Source organism: Nostoc sp. UCD121 (assembly GCF_014222285.1).
Classification (GTDB): Bacteria; Cyanobacteriota; Cyanobacteriia; order Cyanobacteriales; family Nostocaceae; genus Nostoc.
Genome location: NZ_JACKZS010000003.1, coordinates 51587 through 69166 on the forward strand (window position 1 = coordinate 51587; position 17580 = coordinate 69166).

General features: G+C 41.8%; 15 protein-coding genes. 6 read left to right on the plus strand and 9 right to left on the minus strand.

From position 1 onward, the window contains the following. The first annotated feature begins 29 nt into the window (after positions 1-29). Positions 30-509 (plus strand): helix-turn-helix transcriptional regulator, encoded by a 480-nt coding sequence (locus GNF10_RS01270; protein ID WP_185583453.1) that lies wholly within the window; start codon positions 30-32, stop codon positions 507-509. A 193-nt stretch (positions 510-702) separates the two neighbouring features. Here GNF10_RS01270 and gatA read toward each other — a convergent pair whose 3' ends face one another. Then, positions 703-2163, minus strand: a complete 1461-nt coding sequence (gatA, locus tag GNF10_RS01275) for an Asp-tRNA(Asn)/Glu-tRNA(Gln) amidotransferase subunit GatA (RefSeq protein WP_185583455.1) — start codon at positions 2161-2163, stop codon at positions 703-705. Between gatA and GNF10_RS01280 the strand changes: the two genes are divergently transcribed. The 4 genes from GNF10_RS01280 to GNF10_RS01295 all read left to right on the plus strand — a co-directional run bounded on the left by GNF10_RS01280 (position 2162) and on the right by GNF10_RS01295 (position 7763). Continuing rightward, positions 2162-2308: a hypothetical protein gene (locus GNF10_RS01280; protein WP_185607103.1), complete on the plus strand. Its 147-nt coding sequence runs from the start codon at positions 2162-2164 to the stop codon at positions 2306-2308. The genes gatA and GNF10_RS01280 overlap by 2 nt on opposite strands. 325 nt (positions 2309-2633) lie before the next feature. Next, on the plus strand, positions 2634-4520 hold the full coding sequence (gene ftsH2 / locus GNF10_RS01285) for an ATP-dependent zinc metalloprotease FtsH2 (protein WP_185585656.1): 1887 nt from the start codon (positions 2634-2636) through the stop codon (positions 4518-4520). Between the two features lie 131 nt (positions 4521-4651). After that, positions 4652-6973, plus strand: a complete 2322-nt coding sequence (locus GNF10_RS01290; RefSeq protein ID WP_185585655.1) for a site-2 protease family protein — start codon at positions 4652-4654, stop codon at positions 6971-6973. Positions 6974-7217: 244 nt separating this feature from the next. Then, positions 7218-7763 carry a hypothetical protein gene (locus GNF10_RS01295; RefSeq protein WP_185585654.1) on the plus strand — a complete coding sequence of 182 codons (546 nt, stop codon included), beginning with the start codon at positions 7218-7220 and terminating at the stop codon, positions 7761-7763. Between the two features lie 177 nt (positions 7764-7940). On the opposite strand, the gene GNF10_RS01300 is transcribed toward GNF10_RS01295, so the two are convergent. After that, complete coding sequence (locus GNF10_RS01300; RefSeq protein WP_185585653.1) at positions 7941-9251, minus strand: aminopeptidase P N-terminal domain-containing protein; 1311 nt, start codon at positions 9249-9251, stop codon at positions 7941-7943. 1141 nt (positions 9252-10392) lie between these two features. Between GNF10_RS01300 and GNF10_RS01305 the strand changes: the two genes are divergently transcribed. Next, entirely contained in the window at positions 10393-11634 is a 1242-nt protein-coding gene (locus GNF10_RS01305) for a VCBS repeat-containing protein (protein ID WP_185581264.1), read from the plus strand. 106 nt (positions 11635-11740) lie between these two features. On the opposite strand, the gene GNF10_RS01310 is transcribed toward GNF10_RS01305, so the two are convergent. From GNF10_RS01310 to GNF10_RS01340, 7 genes are all read right to left on the minus strand, one after another. Then, positions 11741-12508: an MBL fold metallo-hydrolase gene (locus tag GNF10_RS01310; protein ID WP_185581263.1), complete on the minus strand. Its 768-nt coding sequence runs from the start codon at positions 12506-12508 to the stop codon at positions 11741-11743. A gap of 3 nt (positions 12509-12511) precedes the next feature. Beyond that, entirely contained in the window at positions 12512-13111 is a 600-nt protein-coding gene (locus tag GNF10_RS01315) for an aminodeoxychorismate/anthranilate synthase component II (protein ID WP_114084118.1), read from the minus strand. Positions 13112-13480: 369 nt separating this feature from the next. Further along, a complete protein-coding gene (locus tag GNF10_RS01320; protein WP_185586094.1) occupies positions 13481-13936 on the minus strand; it encodes a diacylglycerol kinase family protein in 456 nt (151 codons plus the stop codon). Positions 13937-14087: 151 nt separating this feature from the next. Then, positions 14088-14615: an rRNA maturation RNase YbeY gene (gene ybeY, locus GNF10_RS01325; protein ID WP_185586104.1), complete on the minus strand. Its 528-nt coding sequence runs from the start codon at positions 14613-14615 to the stop codon at positions 14088-14090. A gap of 113 nt (positions 14616-14728) precedes the next feature. Then, positions 14729-14884 carry a DUF3285 domain-containing protein gene (locus GNF10_RS01330; protein WP_185586095.1) on the minus strand — a complete coding sequence of 52 codons (156 nt, stop codon included), beginning with the start codon at positions 14882-14884 and terminating at the stop codon, positions 14729-14731. Positions 14885-15110: 226 nt separating this feature from the next. Continuing rightward, a protein-coding gene (prfB, locus tag GNF10_RS01335) for a peptide chain release factor 2 (RefSeq protein ID WP_185586096.1) occupies positions 15111-16233 on the minus strand; the annotation gives its coding sequence in 2 pieces (ribosomal slippage) (positions 15111-16160 and positions 16162-16233; 1122 coding nt in all). Between the two features lie 118 nt (positions 16234-16351). Beyond that, positions 16352-17504, minus strand: a protein-coding gene (locus GNF10_RS01340) for a PCRF domain-containing protein (RefSeq protein ID WP_185586097.1) whose coding sequence is annotated in 2 segments (ribosomal slippage) — positions 16352-17428 and positions 17430-17504 — 1152 coding nt in all. Because the reading frame shifts where the segments join, the coding sequence is not laid out codon by codon here. Positions 17505-17580 lie beyond the last annotated feature (76 nt).

The following is a 17580-nucleotide window of genomic DNA, read 5'->3' on the forward strand; positions in this document are numbered from 1 at the left end:
AGTAGAATTAGCCCATACAGGAGAAGACAGTGACACTCTTAAACCAAGCTCAAGTAGAGCAGCTAAAGGAAATAACCACACATTTACGACAAGTAAGGCAAGAAAAAGCCATACGCATAGAAGAAATTGCCGCTCAAACACTTATTAGAGCAGGTGTTTTGCACGCTTTAGAAGAAGAACGATTTGAAGAATTACCTGAGCCTATTTTTCTTCAAGGCTTCATTCGTCGCTATGGAGATGCTTTAGGGCTGGATGGAAATGCTTTATCACATACTCTTATAAGCAATCCAGTAGTCCGCCAAGATCCCAAGAACGATCATAATAATTCTGACAACAAACCAAATACATACATACCTCTTGTCGTTACCTATATTCTGTTATTAGTAGCTGCATCTGCTGGTCTTTTACACATACTTAATCCACCACAAATTGCATCTGAATCTTTGACTCCAGAAGTCAATAATCAACAGTCAATAGTCAGCAATACTAACAAATTGTCAGAAAAGTAAGTACGTTGGCGCAATTAAAGCTAGCTGGCAAGGCTGTCATTTGTCCTTTGTCATTGGTCATTAGTAAAAACTTTAAGCCTATTTGCGTTTCGTAACATAATTGGTTTATTTCTGCTAACTTCCTTAGAGGAAGTGGCAAGTGAAGGATAAGAATTAATCACCAATGACAAATGACAAATGACCAATGACAAATTCAAGATATTTGTGGTTTACGCAAATGCCAAGTAGTAGCTTGTTCATAAGCGTAAGCTACTTGAAACAATTGGTCTTCTCGCAGTACATTGCCAATTAGCTGTAATCCTATTGGTAAACCCTGGTCGTCAAAACCACATGGCAAACTTAAACTAGGTAAGCCAGCAAGATTCACAGGAATAGTCATCAAGTCAGTTAAATACATGCTCAAGGGATCAGTAGTTTTTTCCCCTGCTTTAAATGCTGTAGTGGGAGATGTGGGACAAACTAACACATCAACCACGCGAAAAGCCTTTTCAAAGTCTTCTTTAATTAAGGTGCGGACTTTTTGCGCTTTCAGGTAATAAGCATCGTAATAGCCAGCAGAAAGGGCATAAGTGCCGATCATAATCCGGCGTTTGACTTCTGTACCAAAACCAGTGGCACGGGTACGAGTATACATCGATAGTAGATTATCGGCATCAGGAGCGCGGTAGCCATATTTAACCCCATCGTAACGAGCCAAGTTTGCTGACGCTTCGGACGGGGCAATGATGTAGTAGGTGGGTAAGCCATAGCGAAAACGGGGACAGGAAATCATATGAATTTCTGCTCCCAAACTTTGTAATACATCTACTGCTTTGGTAACAGCTTGTTCCACGACAGAATCTAAACCTTTACCAAAAGTCTCTTGAATGATCCCAATTCTTAGCTGACCTCTGGGTTTTAAGTCTGGTTTTAGGCTGGCGGCGTAGTTGGGAATAGCAACTTTGAGGCTGGTAGAGTCTTTGGGATCGTGACCTGCGATCGCACTTAATAATATTGCGGCATCTTCTACTGTGTTTGCAAATGGCCCAATTTGATCTAAAGACGAAGCGTAAGCCACCAAACCATAACGAGAAACCAAACCATAAGTTGGTTTCATCCCCACCACACCGCAGAAAGATGCAGGTTGACGAATTGAACCACCAGTATCAGAACCAAGAGCAACTACACATTCTTGAGACGACACAGCCGCCGCCGAACCCCCCGAAGAACCACCTGGAACTCGTGACAAATCCCAAGGATTAGCCGTGACTTGGTAGGCAGAGTTTTCTGTGGAACTACCCATTGCAAACTCATCTAAGTTGGTTTTGCCTACCATTACCGCCCCAGCATCTGCCAGTTTTTGCGTCGCCGTTGATTCATAAGGCGGCACAAAATTCTCTAGAATTCGGGAGGCGCAAGTGGTAGGAATTCCCTTAGTACATAAATTGTCCTTAATCCCAACAGGAATGCCTGCTAGCAGCCCGATTTCTTCCCCGGCAGCAATTTTGGCATCCACAGCACCCGCCTGCTCTAATGCCCGTTCTGCGGTAACACATAAAAAGCTATGTAATTTCGGCTCTAACGCTTCAATGCGCTCTAAAGCTTCTTGGGTAATTTCAACGGCAGAACGTTCTTTTTTAACTAGTTGTTGGTGCAACTCGCGGATGGATGCCATGATTGCTCTCTTTGTGACTCAAGTCATTGATTTTAGTACATATTGGCCGATATGGGTATTGGGAATGGGGAATGGGGAATTGGGCATGGGGCATTGGGCACAAAAGGCAGAGGGGCAAGGGAGCAGGGGGCAAGGGGGAGAATAAAAATTACCTCTTCCCCAGCTCCCTAAATAGATGATTGTCAGGGGTTGAAACGATATGAGAAGCGTTGTGGAGAAATTCTCCGTGGCTTTGCATCCCGTTGCTCTCCCTTTTCTCGTGCGATTTTGTATTAAAATTAAGTTAACTTTGATTAAGATTCTTGTTGGCATCGCCATAATGCTCTAATTGCCTTATGACAGTGCATATAAGAGATCAAATTAAACAAAATGGATTTATAAACATCCGTTTAACAGCTTAAAGTGACAGAGTGATGAACACTTGGTTACTAGAGCTAATGAATTGTATAGGCATCTAGAGGCAAATTAAGATGAAATTCTCTTGGAAAGTCGTAGTACTCTGGACATTGCCGGCTTTGGTAATTGGCTTTTTCTTCTGGCAAGGGGCCTTTGCAGGCGCTCCTACTGATATGAGCAAGAATGCAGCCAATACCCGCATGACCTATGGCCGCTTTCTAGAATACTTGGACGGCGATCGCGTCAGCAGTGTTGATCTCTACGAAGGCGGTAGAACAGCTATTATTGAAGCCCGCGATCCAGACATCGAAAATCGCGTCCAAAGGTGGCGGGTAGATTTGCCTATTAACGCTCCTGAGTTAATTAGCAAGCTCAAAGAAAAAGATATTAGTTTTGATGCTCACCCTATGCGGAATGATGGGGCAATCTGGGGATTGCTGGGCAATCTCGTGTTTCCAGTTTTATTGATTACTGGGTTGTTCTTTTTGTTCCGGCGTTCTAGCAACCTTCCCGGCGGGCCAGGTCAAGCGATGAACTTCGGCAAATCTAAGGCGCGTTTCCAAATGGAGGCGAAAACCGGGGTTAAATTTGATGACGTAGCAGGTATTGAAGAAGCTAAGGAAGAACTACAAGAAGTCGTCACCTTCTTGAAACAGCCAGAAAGATTTACTGCTGTAGGCGCACGGATTCCCAAGGGAGTGCTATTAGTTGGGCCTCCTGGAACTGGTAAAACTTTACTAGCAAAAGCGATCGCAGGCGAAGCAGGCGTACCTTTCTTCAGTATTTCCGGTTCGGAATTTGTAGAAATGTTCGTTGGTGTGGGTGCATCCCGCGTCCGCGATTTGTTCAAGAAAGCCAAAGATAACGCTCCCTGCATCATCTTCATCGATGAAATTGACGCAGTAGGACGGCAACGGGGCGCTGGTATCGGTGGCGGTAACGACGAGAGAGAGCAAACCCTCAACCAGTTGCTCACTGAAATGGACGGGTTTGAAGGTAACACAGGCATCATTATTATTGCTGCTACCAACCGTCCCGACGTACTAGACTCAGCTTTGTTACGTCCCGGTCGCTTTGATCGGCAAGTAACAGTCGATGCACCCGATATCAAAGGGCGTTTGGAAATCTTGCAAGTCCATTCACGCAACAAGAAACTAGACCCTAGCGTATCTTTAGATGCGATCGCTCGCCGCACTCCTGGATTCACTGGTGCTGACTTAGCTAACTTACTTAACGAAGCAGCAATTTTGACTGCGAGAAGACGCAAAGAAGCGATCACCCTCCGCGAAATTGATGACGCGGTGGATCGGGTAGTTGCGGGGATGGAAGGTACTCCTTTGGTGGATAGCAAGAGCAAGCGCTTAATTGCATACCATGAAATTGGACATGCCTTAGTGGGAACTTTGTTAAAAGACCACGATCCAGTGCAAAAAGTTACCTTAATCCCACGGGGACAAGCGCAAGGTTTAACTTGGTTTACTCCCAACGAAGAACAAGGGTTAATTTCTCGTTCTCAGTTGAAAGCCAGGATTACTGGTGCTTTGGGCGGTCGCGCTGCTGAAGAGGTAATTTTTGGCGCTGCGGAAGTCACAACTGGCGCTGGTGGAGACTTGCAACAGTTGTCGGGAATGGCACGGCAGATGGTGACTCGGTTCGGGATGTCCGACTTAGGGCCACTTTCATTAGAAAGCCAGCAGGGTGAAGTATTCTTGGGTCGTGACTGGACAACTCGATCTGAGTATTCCGAATCCATCGCTTCCCGCATTGATGGACAAGTCCGAGCGATCGTGGAAGAATGCTATGACAACGCCAAGAAAATTGTCCGCGATCATCGCACTGTCACCGATCGCTTAGTCGATTTGCTCATCGAAAAAGAAACCATTGACGGCGAAGAATTCCGCCAAATTGTGGCTGAGTACGCTGAAGTACCTGAAAAACAGCAGTACGTACCGCAGCTGTAAGCACTGTTCTAAAATCATTGAAATGGGTATGGTCAAAAGGCTATACCCATTTTTGTTTTAGGTATTTGCAATCCAAGCTATTTTATCTAGTGTCAGGGAATACTAAGCATAGTTAAAAACTATATATTGCTATGCAATACCTAATCTACCCGATCGCAATTTACGTTCTACTGACTGTTATTCGCTATCTCATTCTCTTTTTACTACTTAGCAAATCTCAGATTCAATATCCCAAGTACCAGATTACAAAAGCTGATACAGTTCCTATCTATTTAAAAGATTTATTTCAAACTCCCATTAAAGAACTAGAGCAATTCGGCTTTCTTCCATGCAGCTATTTACAATATCAACCAATCAGCAAAGCATATCAGCAAACAAATTGGGAACTTCTGTTATATAACAAAGCACTCAAAAGCTATGCCACAGTAGTTATTCGTCGTTTAGCCGAACCTGTCAATTTATTCGATATAGAGTTTTATACCTTTTTTAAGGATAAAACTTTATTGCTGACTGTCAACGGCAAACAGCATGGACTTATAGGTGAGTTTCCTAACACTATTGTTCAGGATGTTTATACTGGCGAAGTATCAGTACAATGGCAGACTCATCAAGATCGTCTCAAACAATTAATTACCAGCAAAACACCTTGTGGTTTATCACCAGAGTCTTTTGCTCAAGCACTACAGATACAGATGAGTGGCTATGTTAGTAACTTAGCCAAGACGAAGAAAATATCACCAATCAAGGGAACAGAGTTATTTGAGATACATTGGTTAACAATCCTGCGATCGCTTAACCCGATGACGCAGGGTAACAAGAAAGCAGCAAACATCATCAAGCAACGCAGACAACAAGCCAAAACTGATTCCAGCATTTTACAAGAAATCCCTATAGAACTGGAAGTAGAGGGATTTAAACAAATGCAGTATACCGAAACTGGTTTGGTGGGTAAAAAATTTCGCACTTGGCTTTTGTTGGGTAGTTTAGGGTTGTTTATCGCCAGTTATACAAGCTTTCTTACTCCACAAAGTGTGGTGATTTTCATCGCTGTACTGTTCTTCCATGAAGGCGGACATTTATTGGCGATGAAACTGTTTGGCTATCGTGATACCTCTGTTTTATTCGTACCGTTTTTAGGCGCTTTAGCAACTGCCCGTAAAGATGACGCTACACTCACCCAAAAGTTTTGGATATCTTTAGCAGGGCCATTACCAGGGTTAATTTTGGGGATTGGGTTGGCGAGCCTTGCACCTTTGGGTAGTGCTTATCCTGATTGGGTACGAGAAACAAGTTGGACGCTGATATTTCTAAACTTGTTTAATCTACTCCCGATTTATCCTCTAGATGGAGGACAAATTGCTGATTTACTGCTGTTTTCCCGTTTCCCTTACATTGGTGTTTTATTTAAAGTATTTGGTGTGATTATCTTAGGATTTCTAGGAAAAGATAGACCAATGTTATTGTTATTTGCGATGTTGATAGCTATGGGCATCCCTAATAGCTTTCAAAGCGCTAAAATTAATCAGAAATTTCAAAAAGAACTACGACTAAATCCACCCATAGCTCAGGATAATATTCTGCATTTCATATTCAAGTATCTGAAGCAACTCGGATATGGAAGCTTGCCTTTCAGTAAAAGATACACCTTAGTAAAGGGATTGATTCAACAGCAGCATGAATCCCGTAGTAAATGGAAAACTAGAGTTTTTCTATTAGTTATATACTGTGTAACCTTGTTAGGAGGAATATTAGGTACTTTGCAAGCTCTGGCTCCTAGCTGGGTAAAGTTATTGACTTATTACTCTCAAAATTCTCAGCAAAGGCTTGAGCAGATCAGAAAAAATAGACAACAAGAAATTGAGCTGACAACTGCTGCTTTGCGTAAAAATCCTAATGATGTCGATGCTTATATAAAGCGATCACGGGCGCGTTTGGGACTGCATGACTATAAAGGCGCACTAGCAGATTATGACCAAATTGTGCGCTTAAAACCTCACGATATTGAATCTCGTATGACTCGTGCCAGCTTTCGGAATAGATTAAAAGATTATAAAGGCGCGATTCAAGATTATAACGAGATTTTGCGCCTTAACCCCAAAAATGTCAGTGGTATCTATTACCAGCGAGCGCAAGTTCTTAATCATCTGGAAGACTATAAAGGAGCGATCGCTGATTACAACGAAATTATTAAATTGAATGCCAAAGATACCTACGCTTATATCTCTCGTGGATATACTCGTCAAAAACTCCAAGATTACAAAGGTGCGATTGCAGATGCGAACTATGTAATTCAGCTAAATCCTAAAGAAGCAGAAGCATATATATTACGTAGCCAAATTCGTCGTCATTTGGGAGATAATCAAGGAGCGATGTCTACGACGGGCTACGCCTACGCAGATGAGCAAACTGGAAATACTCTTTTTGAAGCTATGGATAAGGAAGATCCAAGTTGATAAAAACCAACAAAACAGACTTTGATATTAAGTAGATCGAGGCAGAAGTAGAAGGAAAGAGGGTGTGGGCGGTTCTATACATCAGGAATATTGGATACTTGTGGAAGATTTACCTGAGTTCAACCGTAATATTGTTGGTTTGATTGAAGTAATATCACAATTTCGCCAGTCAAAAACTTGAAAATCTGAAATTGGTAGCATAGATACTGTATGCAAAAATCTACTACTTTTATTTCCACAATTTATGAATAATAAAGTTAAATTCTTGACTCTTGCTTCCTTAACGTTGGCAGTTTCTTCTTTAACTGTCGGCACAGTTGTAGCAAAAGCGAAACTGACAAATCAGGCGAAACTGTTTATCAATGGAATCGGTGCAGTACGAGTTGGGATGACTGTTTCCCAAGCGACAAAGGCTGCTGGTACTAAGTTAGTGGGCGATCCACCCAATAACAATTGCTACTATGTTAAGCCACAAAATGAACCAAAAAATCTTTCGTTCATGGTGACAGAAGGTCGCATTTCTAGAGTAGATGTACGGCAGAACACCCAGATTACTACCCTCAAAGGTGCGAAAATTGGCGATACCGAAGCACAAATCAAGTCTCTTTACCCAGAACAAATTAAAATCACACCTCATAAATACGTCCAAGGCGGACACTACTTGACATTTATTCCGAAAGACCATGCTGATCAGAACTATCGCGTTGTTTTCGAGACTGACGGTAAGCGTGTTACTGAGTTTCGGTCAGGTAAACTACCAGAAGTTGAATTTGTTGAGGGCTGTTCTTGATTTAAGAACTTTCTGCGATTGCTCCTAATGCCAAAAGTGACAATCGCCCAGATTAAGCCTCATTTTTATTTTATACAAGTGCATGAATTACCCCGGCTTACTTTGTTGAAGCCGGGTTTTCTAACGTTTCCCAGATTGGGAGAGAGACTTGGAAATTAGCTCCCCTTCTGCCTATTTTTATCGTTCCACTTCATCCACTGCCTTGGGAACTCCCGCAGTTAAAACCTCATGTCCATCAGGTGTAACTAACACATCATCCTCAATCCGAATACCAATGCCAATCCATCGAGTATCAGTCTCTGGCTGGTCTTCTGCTAGTTTGGTGTCAGGCACAATATATAGTCCCGGTTCCACTGTCAAAATTTGGCCTGGTTGTAAAATCTGTGGTTTATCTTCACCGTGCTGGTAAACTCCTACATCATGAACATCCAAACCTAACCAATGACTGGTGCGGTGCATATAATATGGCTTATATTTCTCTTCTTCAATTAACTTATCAATTTCACCTTTAAGAATGCCAAGTTCAACTAAACCTTCCGTGATAACGCGCACTGCTGTATCGTGAATTAATTTGAAGGGATTACCTGGTTTTACTTGAGCGATCGCTTGTTTTTGTGCTTCTAGTACAATCTCATACAATGTCTTTTGTTCTGGCGTAAATTTACCCCCCACAGGAAATGTCCGCGTAATATCAGAGTTGTAATAACCGTAGGCACAACCAGCATCTATTAGCAGTAATTCTCCATCCTGCATTTGACGATTATTTTCAATGTAGTGGAGTACGCAAGCATTCACCCCAGAGGCCACAATCGAAGGATAAGCTGGCCCCATTCCACCCCGCACTCGAAAGATGCGTTCCATCTCCGCTTGGATTTCATACTCATAACGTCCGGGTGCGGTGATTTCTTGGGCGTAATTGTGTGCTTCGGTGGCGATCGCAACCGCTTGACGCATTAACCCCAACTCAGCTTCACTTTTAATTAGTCTCATGCTGTTGAGAACAGGGCCAGTATCTTCAATGGCGATCGGCCCAGTACCGCGTTTAGGATAAGTCCGCAGTAAACTTTGGTAATGTTTCAGGATTTGGTCGTTAAAATTGCGATCGCGTCCTAAGTGATAGTAAAGGCGGCTGGCTTTTTCCAAATACTGCGGCAACTTTTCATCTAACTCGCTAATGGGGTACGCTTCATCAGCACCATAAATCTCCTTGGCTGCATCTACCCCAGAAAGATAACCAGTCCATACTTCCTTTTCGCGATCCTTCGGTTGGACAAACAGCACAAACCGATGTTCTGAATGATGCGGCGCTAACACTGCTACTGCCTGTGGTTCATTAAAACCAGTCAGGTAGAAGAAATCACTGTCTTGGCGATAAACATACTCGACATCGTTGTGCATCACTGCCATTGGCGCACTGCGAAAAATGGCTGTGCCATCACCAATTTTTGCCATTAACTGCTCACGACGCTGCCGATATTCTGCTTGCATAGCTGATGTTTTTATGAAAATATTGTATTATTTTACACTTTTAGCAACTGGTAGATGCACAGTTCAGGCATCTTAATAGTTGCTAATCTAAGTTATTCTAACCAATATTTGTTTCCACTTAAGCCATAAATCGTTGGAGAATAATCAATTATCTTGAAATACTCAGATTTCCTAATTTTGAAATAACTCGGAAATATTATTGTTATCGAATAATTGAGTATATTCATAAAAAAATAAATTATTTTTAACGCCTTATTCCATATCAATTTTGGTAGTTAATAAATTCTACAACACACTGTAAAGAATATGTCTGCTCAACCCACAGCAATAAAAGCGATCAATTACGTGGTCAATAAAGATGAATTCGTGGTATGTACATATACTCATTTTTCATAATCTGGCGTGCAATTACCTGCTCGTATACTTGAAGACAGTAAGCTATTCTACAAAATAACAAATAGTAGTGATTCCGCAAACAATTGAGAAATTCATCATAAAAGAAGATAATATTACACAAATTTTAAAACTAATGTGGCGATTATTTCAATCTTAGCATATTTGTAATTTTGTAATAAATACGAATATTACTTTATAAAGCTAATTTTTAAAGTTTGCATTAAACATTTGGATACTTAAAAATAAGGACTAAATTCCTTACTGTGAAATTACTTACCAATGAATCGAAGCTTGAAAGGGTAGCATAGTAAGCAGCTTTGATTTTTGCTCTAGCCTAGTGGTCGGGCAATAGTCAAGAAGGTTTTTTGAGTTGTATGGAGTTATTTTAGGCAATCAAATATTAGTCTAGTGTGAATACTTTTGTCTCGCTAATGAACTGTTAAAGATACAAGTAGAATTTTGATAAAATTCCTAATGTCAAAGAAAACAGATAAAGTAATAAAGCTTTATCTGCAAATCATCACATACATAATAAACAAAAATAATTTCATAATTGTTTATATAGAACTTGAAAATTCCCTATTAATCATTTAAAAGGAACAGATATTTATCTTTAAAGAATGACATTAATAAATAAAAAATAGTTATAAAGAAATCTTGAAGCCCCGATAAATGTTATTTCATTACAGAAAGAGATTGCCAAAAAAAGTTAGAAAAATATGACAACCAACGATAAAAATAAACCATGACTGAAAATTCAAATTTCTCACCCTCACCTTTGAATACATCTGCATTAGGATTAGCCTCTTTTAAAAAATCAAATGCTTTGACGACTTCTCTTGATGATTCACTTTCTACTTTGGGAGCTTGGAGTAAGAGTTCCTCACAAGAACTACAAACTGGAGCGGTGAATCAGTCTATCACCAACTCAGCCAATCCTAATCCTAATCCTTACCTAACCAGTGCGGCGATTGTTCCTGACTTCAACGGTGATGGTAAAACAGATAAAGTTTGGGTTGATTCTACAACTGGTGAGATTGTCATTCGGTTGATGGATGGCACAAAAGTTCTTGAACAGGGTTCTTTGGGTCAATTTGACCTATCCGCCTATGATTACAAAATTGCTGATTTCAATGCTGATAGTAAAACCGACTTCTTATTACGCAATAAGACAACCGGTGAGAACAGCATTGTGCTGATGGATGGCACAAGAGTTGGTTCTGCGGCTGCTCTATCTAGCGTTGATGCAGCCTGGAGTCCTCAGATTGGGGATTTCAACGGCGATCGCAAAACCGATATCTTCTGGCATAATTCTACAACTGGTGAGAACGCTATTTGGGAGATGGATGGCACCACAGTTCTCACTGCAACTGTTCTAGACACTACAGACACAGCTCTAACTCCTACCATTGTTGATTTCGATGGCAATGGCAAGAGCGATATTTTCTGGCGCAATGCGACAACTGGCGATAACAGCGCTTGGTTTATGGATGGTGCCCAAAAGACTGAATTTGCGCTACAGTCCCAAGACGCAGCCTGGACTGCTAGCCTTGGTGATTTCAACGGCGATTTAAGCACTGACATTCTGTGGAGAAACGCTCAAACAGGTGAGAACAAGGTTTGGACGATGAGAGGCATCTTAGTCACAGAAGGCGCTTTGGGAACACTTGACTCATCCTGGACTTCCAAAATTGGTGATTTCAACGGTGATGGTAAGACCGATATCTTCTGGCACAATGGAACCACAGGTGCGAACACCGCTTGGTTGATGGATGGTACAACAGTTGCGACTGAAGCTTTCTTACCAACTAATAACGCAGCTTTGACACCATCTCTTGGTGACTTCAACGGCGACGGTAAGACCGACATCTACTGGCGCGATCAGACCGCAGGTTCAGACAATATTTGGACTATAGATGGAACAACAGCCGTTGAGAATCCCATCAGCGATGCAGATAAGCTTGGCCCACAGTGGTATACATTCTAAAAGCTAGGAGTTATGAGTACAGACGCGATTAATCGCGTCTGTACAGGAGTTAGGAATTATTCTTCCTCATCTCCCCCTGCTCCCTTATCCCCTCATTTCCTGCTCGTCAAAACTTGTAAGTCAAAACCTGAATTTCACTCTTTTCTGGCAATTTACCAGGGTTAATGGAAACACTATCTCCATTGCTACGCCGCACTGTCGTACCTTGCATTAAGGTCAAAAAATCATCAAGTGGTGAAATATCGCACTTAGCAGCATCAGCCGCCTGTGTCCGGTAATGGGTCGGAATCACCAGCTTGGGATTTAATACTTGAATAGCCTGCTTTGCTTCTTGAGCATTGTAGGCTTTTGCGCTGCCTCCCACCGGAATGAATAATACATCGGGTCGTCCCATCAAGATTTTTTGCTCAATGGAAATGGGTGCAGCGGCTCCCCCTAAGTGTAAGATATTAATCCCGCCCTGCTTCCAACTCCAAGCAGTATTTGAGCCAAATTGCTTACCACCTTTGCGATCGTGGTCTATGGCAATTCCTTGGAACTTAATACCTTTAAACTCATAAACTCCTGGTTCGTAGATGAGTTTTGCATTTCCCGGTAGTACGTCCACCGCACCTTCATCCAGCAATTGACTGCTAATCAGTACCAAATCTGCTGCAACTTTTGGTACTCGATATTTAGCAGTACAGCCAACCGCCCGAAATGGATTGACGAGAATTTTCGCACCACCACCAGTAAAAAGAAAGCAAGTATGACCCAACCACTGAACTGATAAACCGCTAGATTGTGCGTCAGCTTGAGATTTAGAACCCAAGGTAGTAACTAAAGCTGTGGCCAACCCCGCCCCAGCATAGCCCATCAACTGTCGTCGTTTCATTAATTATGCTCTTGACTGTAACTGTTCGAGAAAATTTCGTAATAACTGTTTTCCTGAAGATGTCAGGACACTCTCTGGGTGAAACTGGACACCCTGAATGTGAGGATAGTTCCGGTGTCGCACTCCCATGATGGTGTTATCTTCAACCCAAGCGGTGATTTCCAACACATCTGGGCAAGTCTCACGTTCGATTACCAAACTATGATACCTAGTGGCGATGAGAGGATTTTCTAATCCCCGAAAAACCCCCACCCCAGTGTGAGATACCTGAGAGGTTTTGCCATGCATCAACTCTGGAGCAGGAATTATTTTACCACCGAATACTTGACCGATGCTTTGATGTCCCAAACAGACACCTAAAATTGGCAAATCTTGTCCTAGCTGTTCAATCAATTCTAAGGATATACCCGCATCTTCCGGGCGGCCAGGCCCAGGAGAAATAACTACGGCTTCCGGCTTTAATGCCCGAATCTCATCTATGGATATCTTGTCGTTACGAAAAACTTTAATATCATTTGCTACTGAGAATTCTGCTGCTAATTCTCCCAGATATTGCACTAAGTTATATGTAAAACTGTCGTAATTGTCGATAACTATAATCAAAGCTTATCACTCCTGGTTTTTAGCTCTTATCAGATTACTGATACTAAGTAGGTTGGCGAAATTAAAGCTAACTGGCTAAGGCTGTCATTTGTCCTTTGCCATTGGTCATTAGTAAGGGTTTTAAGCCTATTTACGTTTCTTAATATACTTAGTTTTTTTCACGCTAACTTATCTTATATATTGTTCACTAGATATAAAAATAACGCTAACGTAGACACATAAATATGAAGCGGCTACTTTATAACAAGCCACTTCTTAAATTTTTAATTTCTTATAATGTCTTCTCTACAGTGAATTGGGTAGAGTGCGATCCTCTTACCAAGTCACTTGGCGATGCCTGGGTTTGGCTACGCCTACGCAAATCATTATTTACAAAGTGGATATAATTAACCTTACCAGAGGAGGGAGCAATAGCGTACCAGCTACCAGCACCGCTACTAAAGCAGAGACAAGAACTGCACCAGCTGCACAATCTTTAGCGATTTTTGCCAATTCATGATATGTCTGCTTAACGGTTAAGTCCACAAGAGACTCGATCGCTGTATTTAGTAATTCTAATGCCAAAACTAAACCACTAGTTATACCAATTACCGCTATTTCCACAGCTTGCAGGTGCAAAAATACGCTTAAACCGATAGCTAAAGCACAAACGCTTACGTGGATGCGAAAATTACGTTGAGTTTGAAAACTATAGCTGATTCCAGCCCAGGCATATTTAAAACTAACAAATAAATTAGAGGCTACTTTCCAGGAAAATTCCCGTTCGTTAGACACCAGTGTTTGTAACGAGGTAGGCGTTGGTGATGAAGAAATTTTTGGGGACATAGACTTAAAAATACAAAAATAGAGTTGCTACAGTGGGAATATTCGCCGATCTTAATGGCAGAATTAACTTTGAGGCAATCTTTAAGCAAATTTGCACAGAAGTATTATAAAAGTATTACCCAAAATTAACATTAAGAACACATAACTACTGCTATTCCATGTCAATAGCAATACCTGTTGCGTTCAGCAATCTTACTTGCTGTTTTAACATTCGCCCCAAACTTTCTTCATCAGGATGATCCCAGCCCAACAGGTGTAATAAACCGTGGGATGCTAACCAAGCTAGTTCGGTTGGTAAGCTATGTTCCTGCTGTTTCGCTTGGCGCTGTGCTGTATCTACAGACACGATAATATCACCTAAGTATAATGGTACAGATGCAAGCATTTCTTTGCTTTGCGGAAAATCCACTTCTAAAGCAGCAAAAGCTAAAACGTCTGTAGGCTTATCTTGTTGACGATACTGAGCATTCAGTTCTTGAATTTGCGAGTCATCTGTCAAACGCAGCCCAATTTCATAACTTGGCGCTGGCGGAATTTGAGGTTGAAGTATTTCCAACCACTGATTGAACCAATTTTCCCAAGTTTCAGGAGGAATTCGAGTATCAGTGTCAACAATTTTTACAGATGTTGTCAGGGACAAATCGTAAAAAGAATCCTCCACATATAGTTCAACGCTCAGGGGCACATAGTCTCCTTGTCTGAGGTTTGTTGTTAAGACTGTCCTTTGTCATTGGTCATCTGTCGTTTGGAAGATAAATGACTAATGACAACCCTCACCAGTTGCGTAATAGCTTAGTGAGTTAGATAAGCAAGACCAACAAGGAGAGTTAAAAGGCCTACGGCAGTCAATCCAAAATGCTTCAGGGAAGTTGCGCCCTTACGCACCATGTTTCGCATGGCGAGTTTTACGTAGCTAGGTTGAGGTTCTGTTGAAGGAGAGTTGCTCATAGTTATTTGTCTACAGACTCTTTTATAACTGTAACAGTTGGTCTGGGATAGAATAGCGATCGCCTGTATATTACTCAGAAATTCTCTGAAAACGCCGCAATAAGAGGGAATGTTAGCAATGTCTACGACGGGCTACGCCTACGCGCCAATCTGAAACACTAAAAAATAAATAACAAGTGCTAAGTAATGTTAAAAACATTACTTAGCACTTGTAAATAATCCCAAATTATGCAGAACTATTTTCTACTAATTTGTTTTCTTGGCGCAAATAAGCTTGGATGAATGGATCAAGTTCGCCATTCATCACATCGCCAATCGCCGTTGTTTCTGTATTTGTACGTAAGTCTTTCACCATTTGGTAAGGGTGAAATACATAGTTACGGATTTGGTTTCCCCAGGAGGCCTCTACCATATCGCCACGAATTTCGGCAATTTCTTGGGCGCGTTGCTCTTTGGCGATGACCAAAAGTTTTGCTTTGAGACGATTTAGGGCTTTCTCTTTATTTTGCAGCTGCGATCGCTCTTCTGTACAGCGCACGGCAAGACCCGTGGGAAGGTGAACAATCCGCACCGCAGTTTCTACTTTGTTGACGTTTTGCCCACCTTTACCACCAGAGCGAGTTGTGGTGATATCCAAATCTTTGTCTGGAATATCCAATTGCACAGAGTTATCAATCTGCGGCATCACTTCCACCCCTGCAAAACTGGTTTGCCGCTTGCCGTTGGCATTAAAAGGTGAAATCCGTACTAAGCGATGAGTACCCATCTCTGAACGCAAGTAACCATAAGCATAGCGGCCGGTAATTTCTAGGGTTGCCGATTTAATTCCGGCTTCATCACCCTCCGACTCTTCAGCTAAAGTTACCTTATAGCCGTGAGCTTCGCCCCAACGGGTGTACATCCGCATCAGCATAAATGCCCAGTCTTGAGCATCAGTGCCACCAGCACCAGCACTAATCGTCAGTACAGCACCTTCCGCATCATAGGGGCCGGAAAGTAACTGTTGTAACTCCCACTGATCCAGGTCACGATTCAGTTTAGTGATTGTAGATTCCGCTTCTTGGAGTAGTGCCTCATCGGTTTCTAACTCCAACAATTCAACAACTGCCCTAGTATCTTCCAGATTAGCGTGCCAGCGATCGTATTGCTCGATGTGGGCTTTCAGTTCGGTGAGTTCTTGTAGGGTTTGTTGCGCTTCAGTTTGATTACCCCAAAATTCTGGCTGTGCTGATATCTTTTCCAGGTCTTGAATTTTGGCTGCCAGTGCAGGTACGTCAAAGATACTCCTGGGTTTTACCCAGGCGGCCAGACAACGTTTCGATTTCGCGTTTGAGTTCTAGGACATCCATAATGCTTGCTGAATGATAGATAGAGCGCTTTGGATTAGAAAATTGCTCTTTTTATGTTTCTTGATTTTAGCTGTAGTTGGGCAAATTTTTTCTGCACAACTTGTATAGGTTACAAAAGTTACTTGAAATTATCAAGCACTTCCTTATCCCCTGAACTAGTGAGATATAGCTGTTGCAGATAGGCTTTGATAAACAAGTCAATTTTACCGTCCAAAACCTCTGCCGCCGCAGGTCTTTCTACATTGGTACGTAAATCTTTCACCAAGGTGTAAGGATGCAAGATATATTCACGGATGAGCTTGTTGGATAGAGACTTTATCTGTCGGTGTTGAATTTTGTCAATCTCAACACCTTGGGCTAGTGCGTAGGCGTAGCCAGCCGTAGGCATCGCAAACAATTTACTCTTGAGAATAGCTAAGGCTTTCTCTTTGTTTTGCATCAGACTGCGCTGTTGATCGCAAAATACACTAATTCCTGTAGGAATGTGAAACACCCGCACCCATGTTTCTGGGCGGTTGACACTTCCCCGATGGCGATACCAAGTTATTTCTAAATGCTTCTCTGGAATCTCCCACTCAACGGACTCACCCAATATTGGAATAACTTCTACACTAGCCAAACTCGTCTGCAAGCTGTTAATAACATCGAAGGGCGATATTTGCTGTAGTTGATGTGTGCCTGTTTCTGATTTGAGGTAGCCGTATGCATAACGTGTTGTAATTTCTAAAGTTGCATACTTAATTCCGGCCTCATTCCCATCAGAAATCTCTACTACATCCAATTGGTAATTGTGGCTTTTTGCCCAACGCCAGTACATTTGCAGCAACATATATGCCCAATATTCAGCATCTACACCACCAACCCCAGCAGTTATAGTGATAAATGCACCTTTTTTATCTTCGAGGCCAGACAATAATTGTCGTATTTCTGCTGTTTCGAGTTCTTGTTGGAGTTGGGTAAGGTTGCTTTGCACCTCTTGCCACAATTGCTCATCAGCTGATAATTCCAGCAATTCCAACGCAGCCTTGATATCTTCTAGAATCGAACACCAGCGCTGATATTGCTGATGCTTGTAGAATATGGAGTATTCAATTTCTTGAAGTACTTCATAAGCACGGGTTGGATTATTCCAAAAATCTGGTTGAGCAATTACTTGATGTAAGTATTGAATTCTTGCAGTCAAATATTGGAGGTCAAAGACAGTCCTCAGCCTTAGCCAAGATATTAGACAACCTTTCTACCTCGATTTTGATATTTAAGAGTTCAAGCATAGTTTTGTTCACTTGAGGCTTAACTTAGTTCACTATAACGCGATGTGCGACTTATTGTTTCGTTATACAAGTTTGG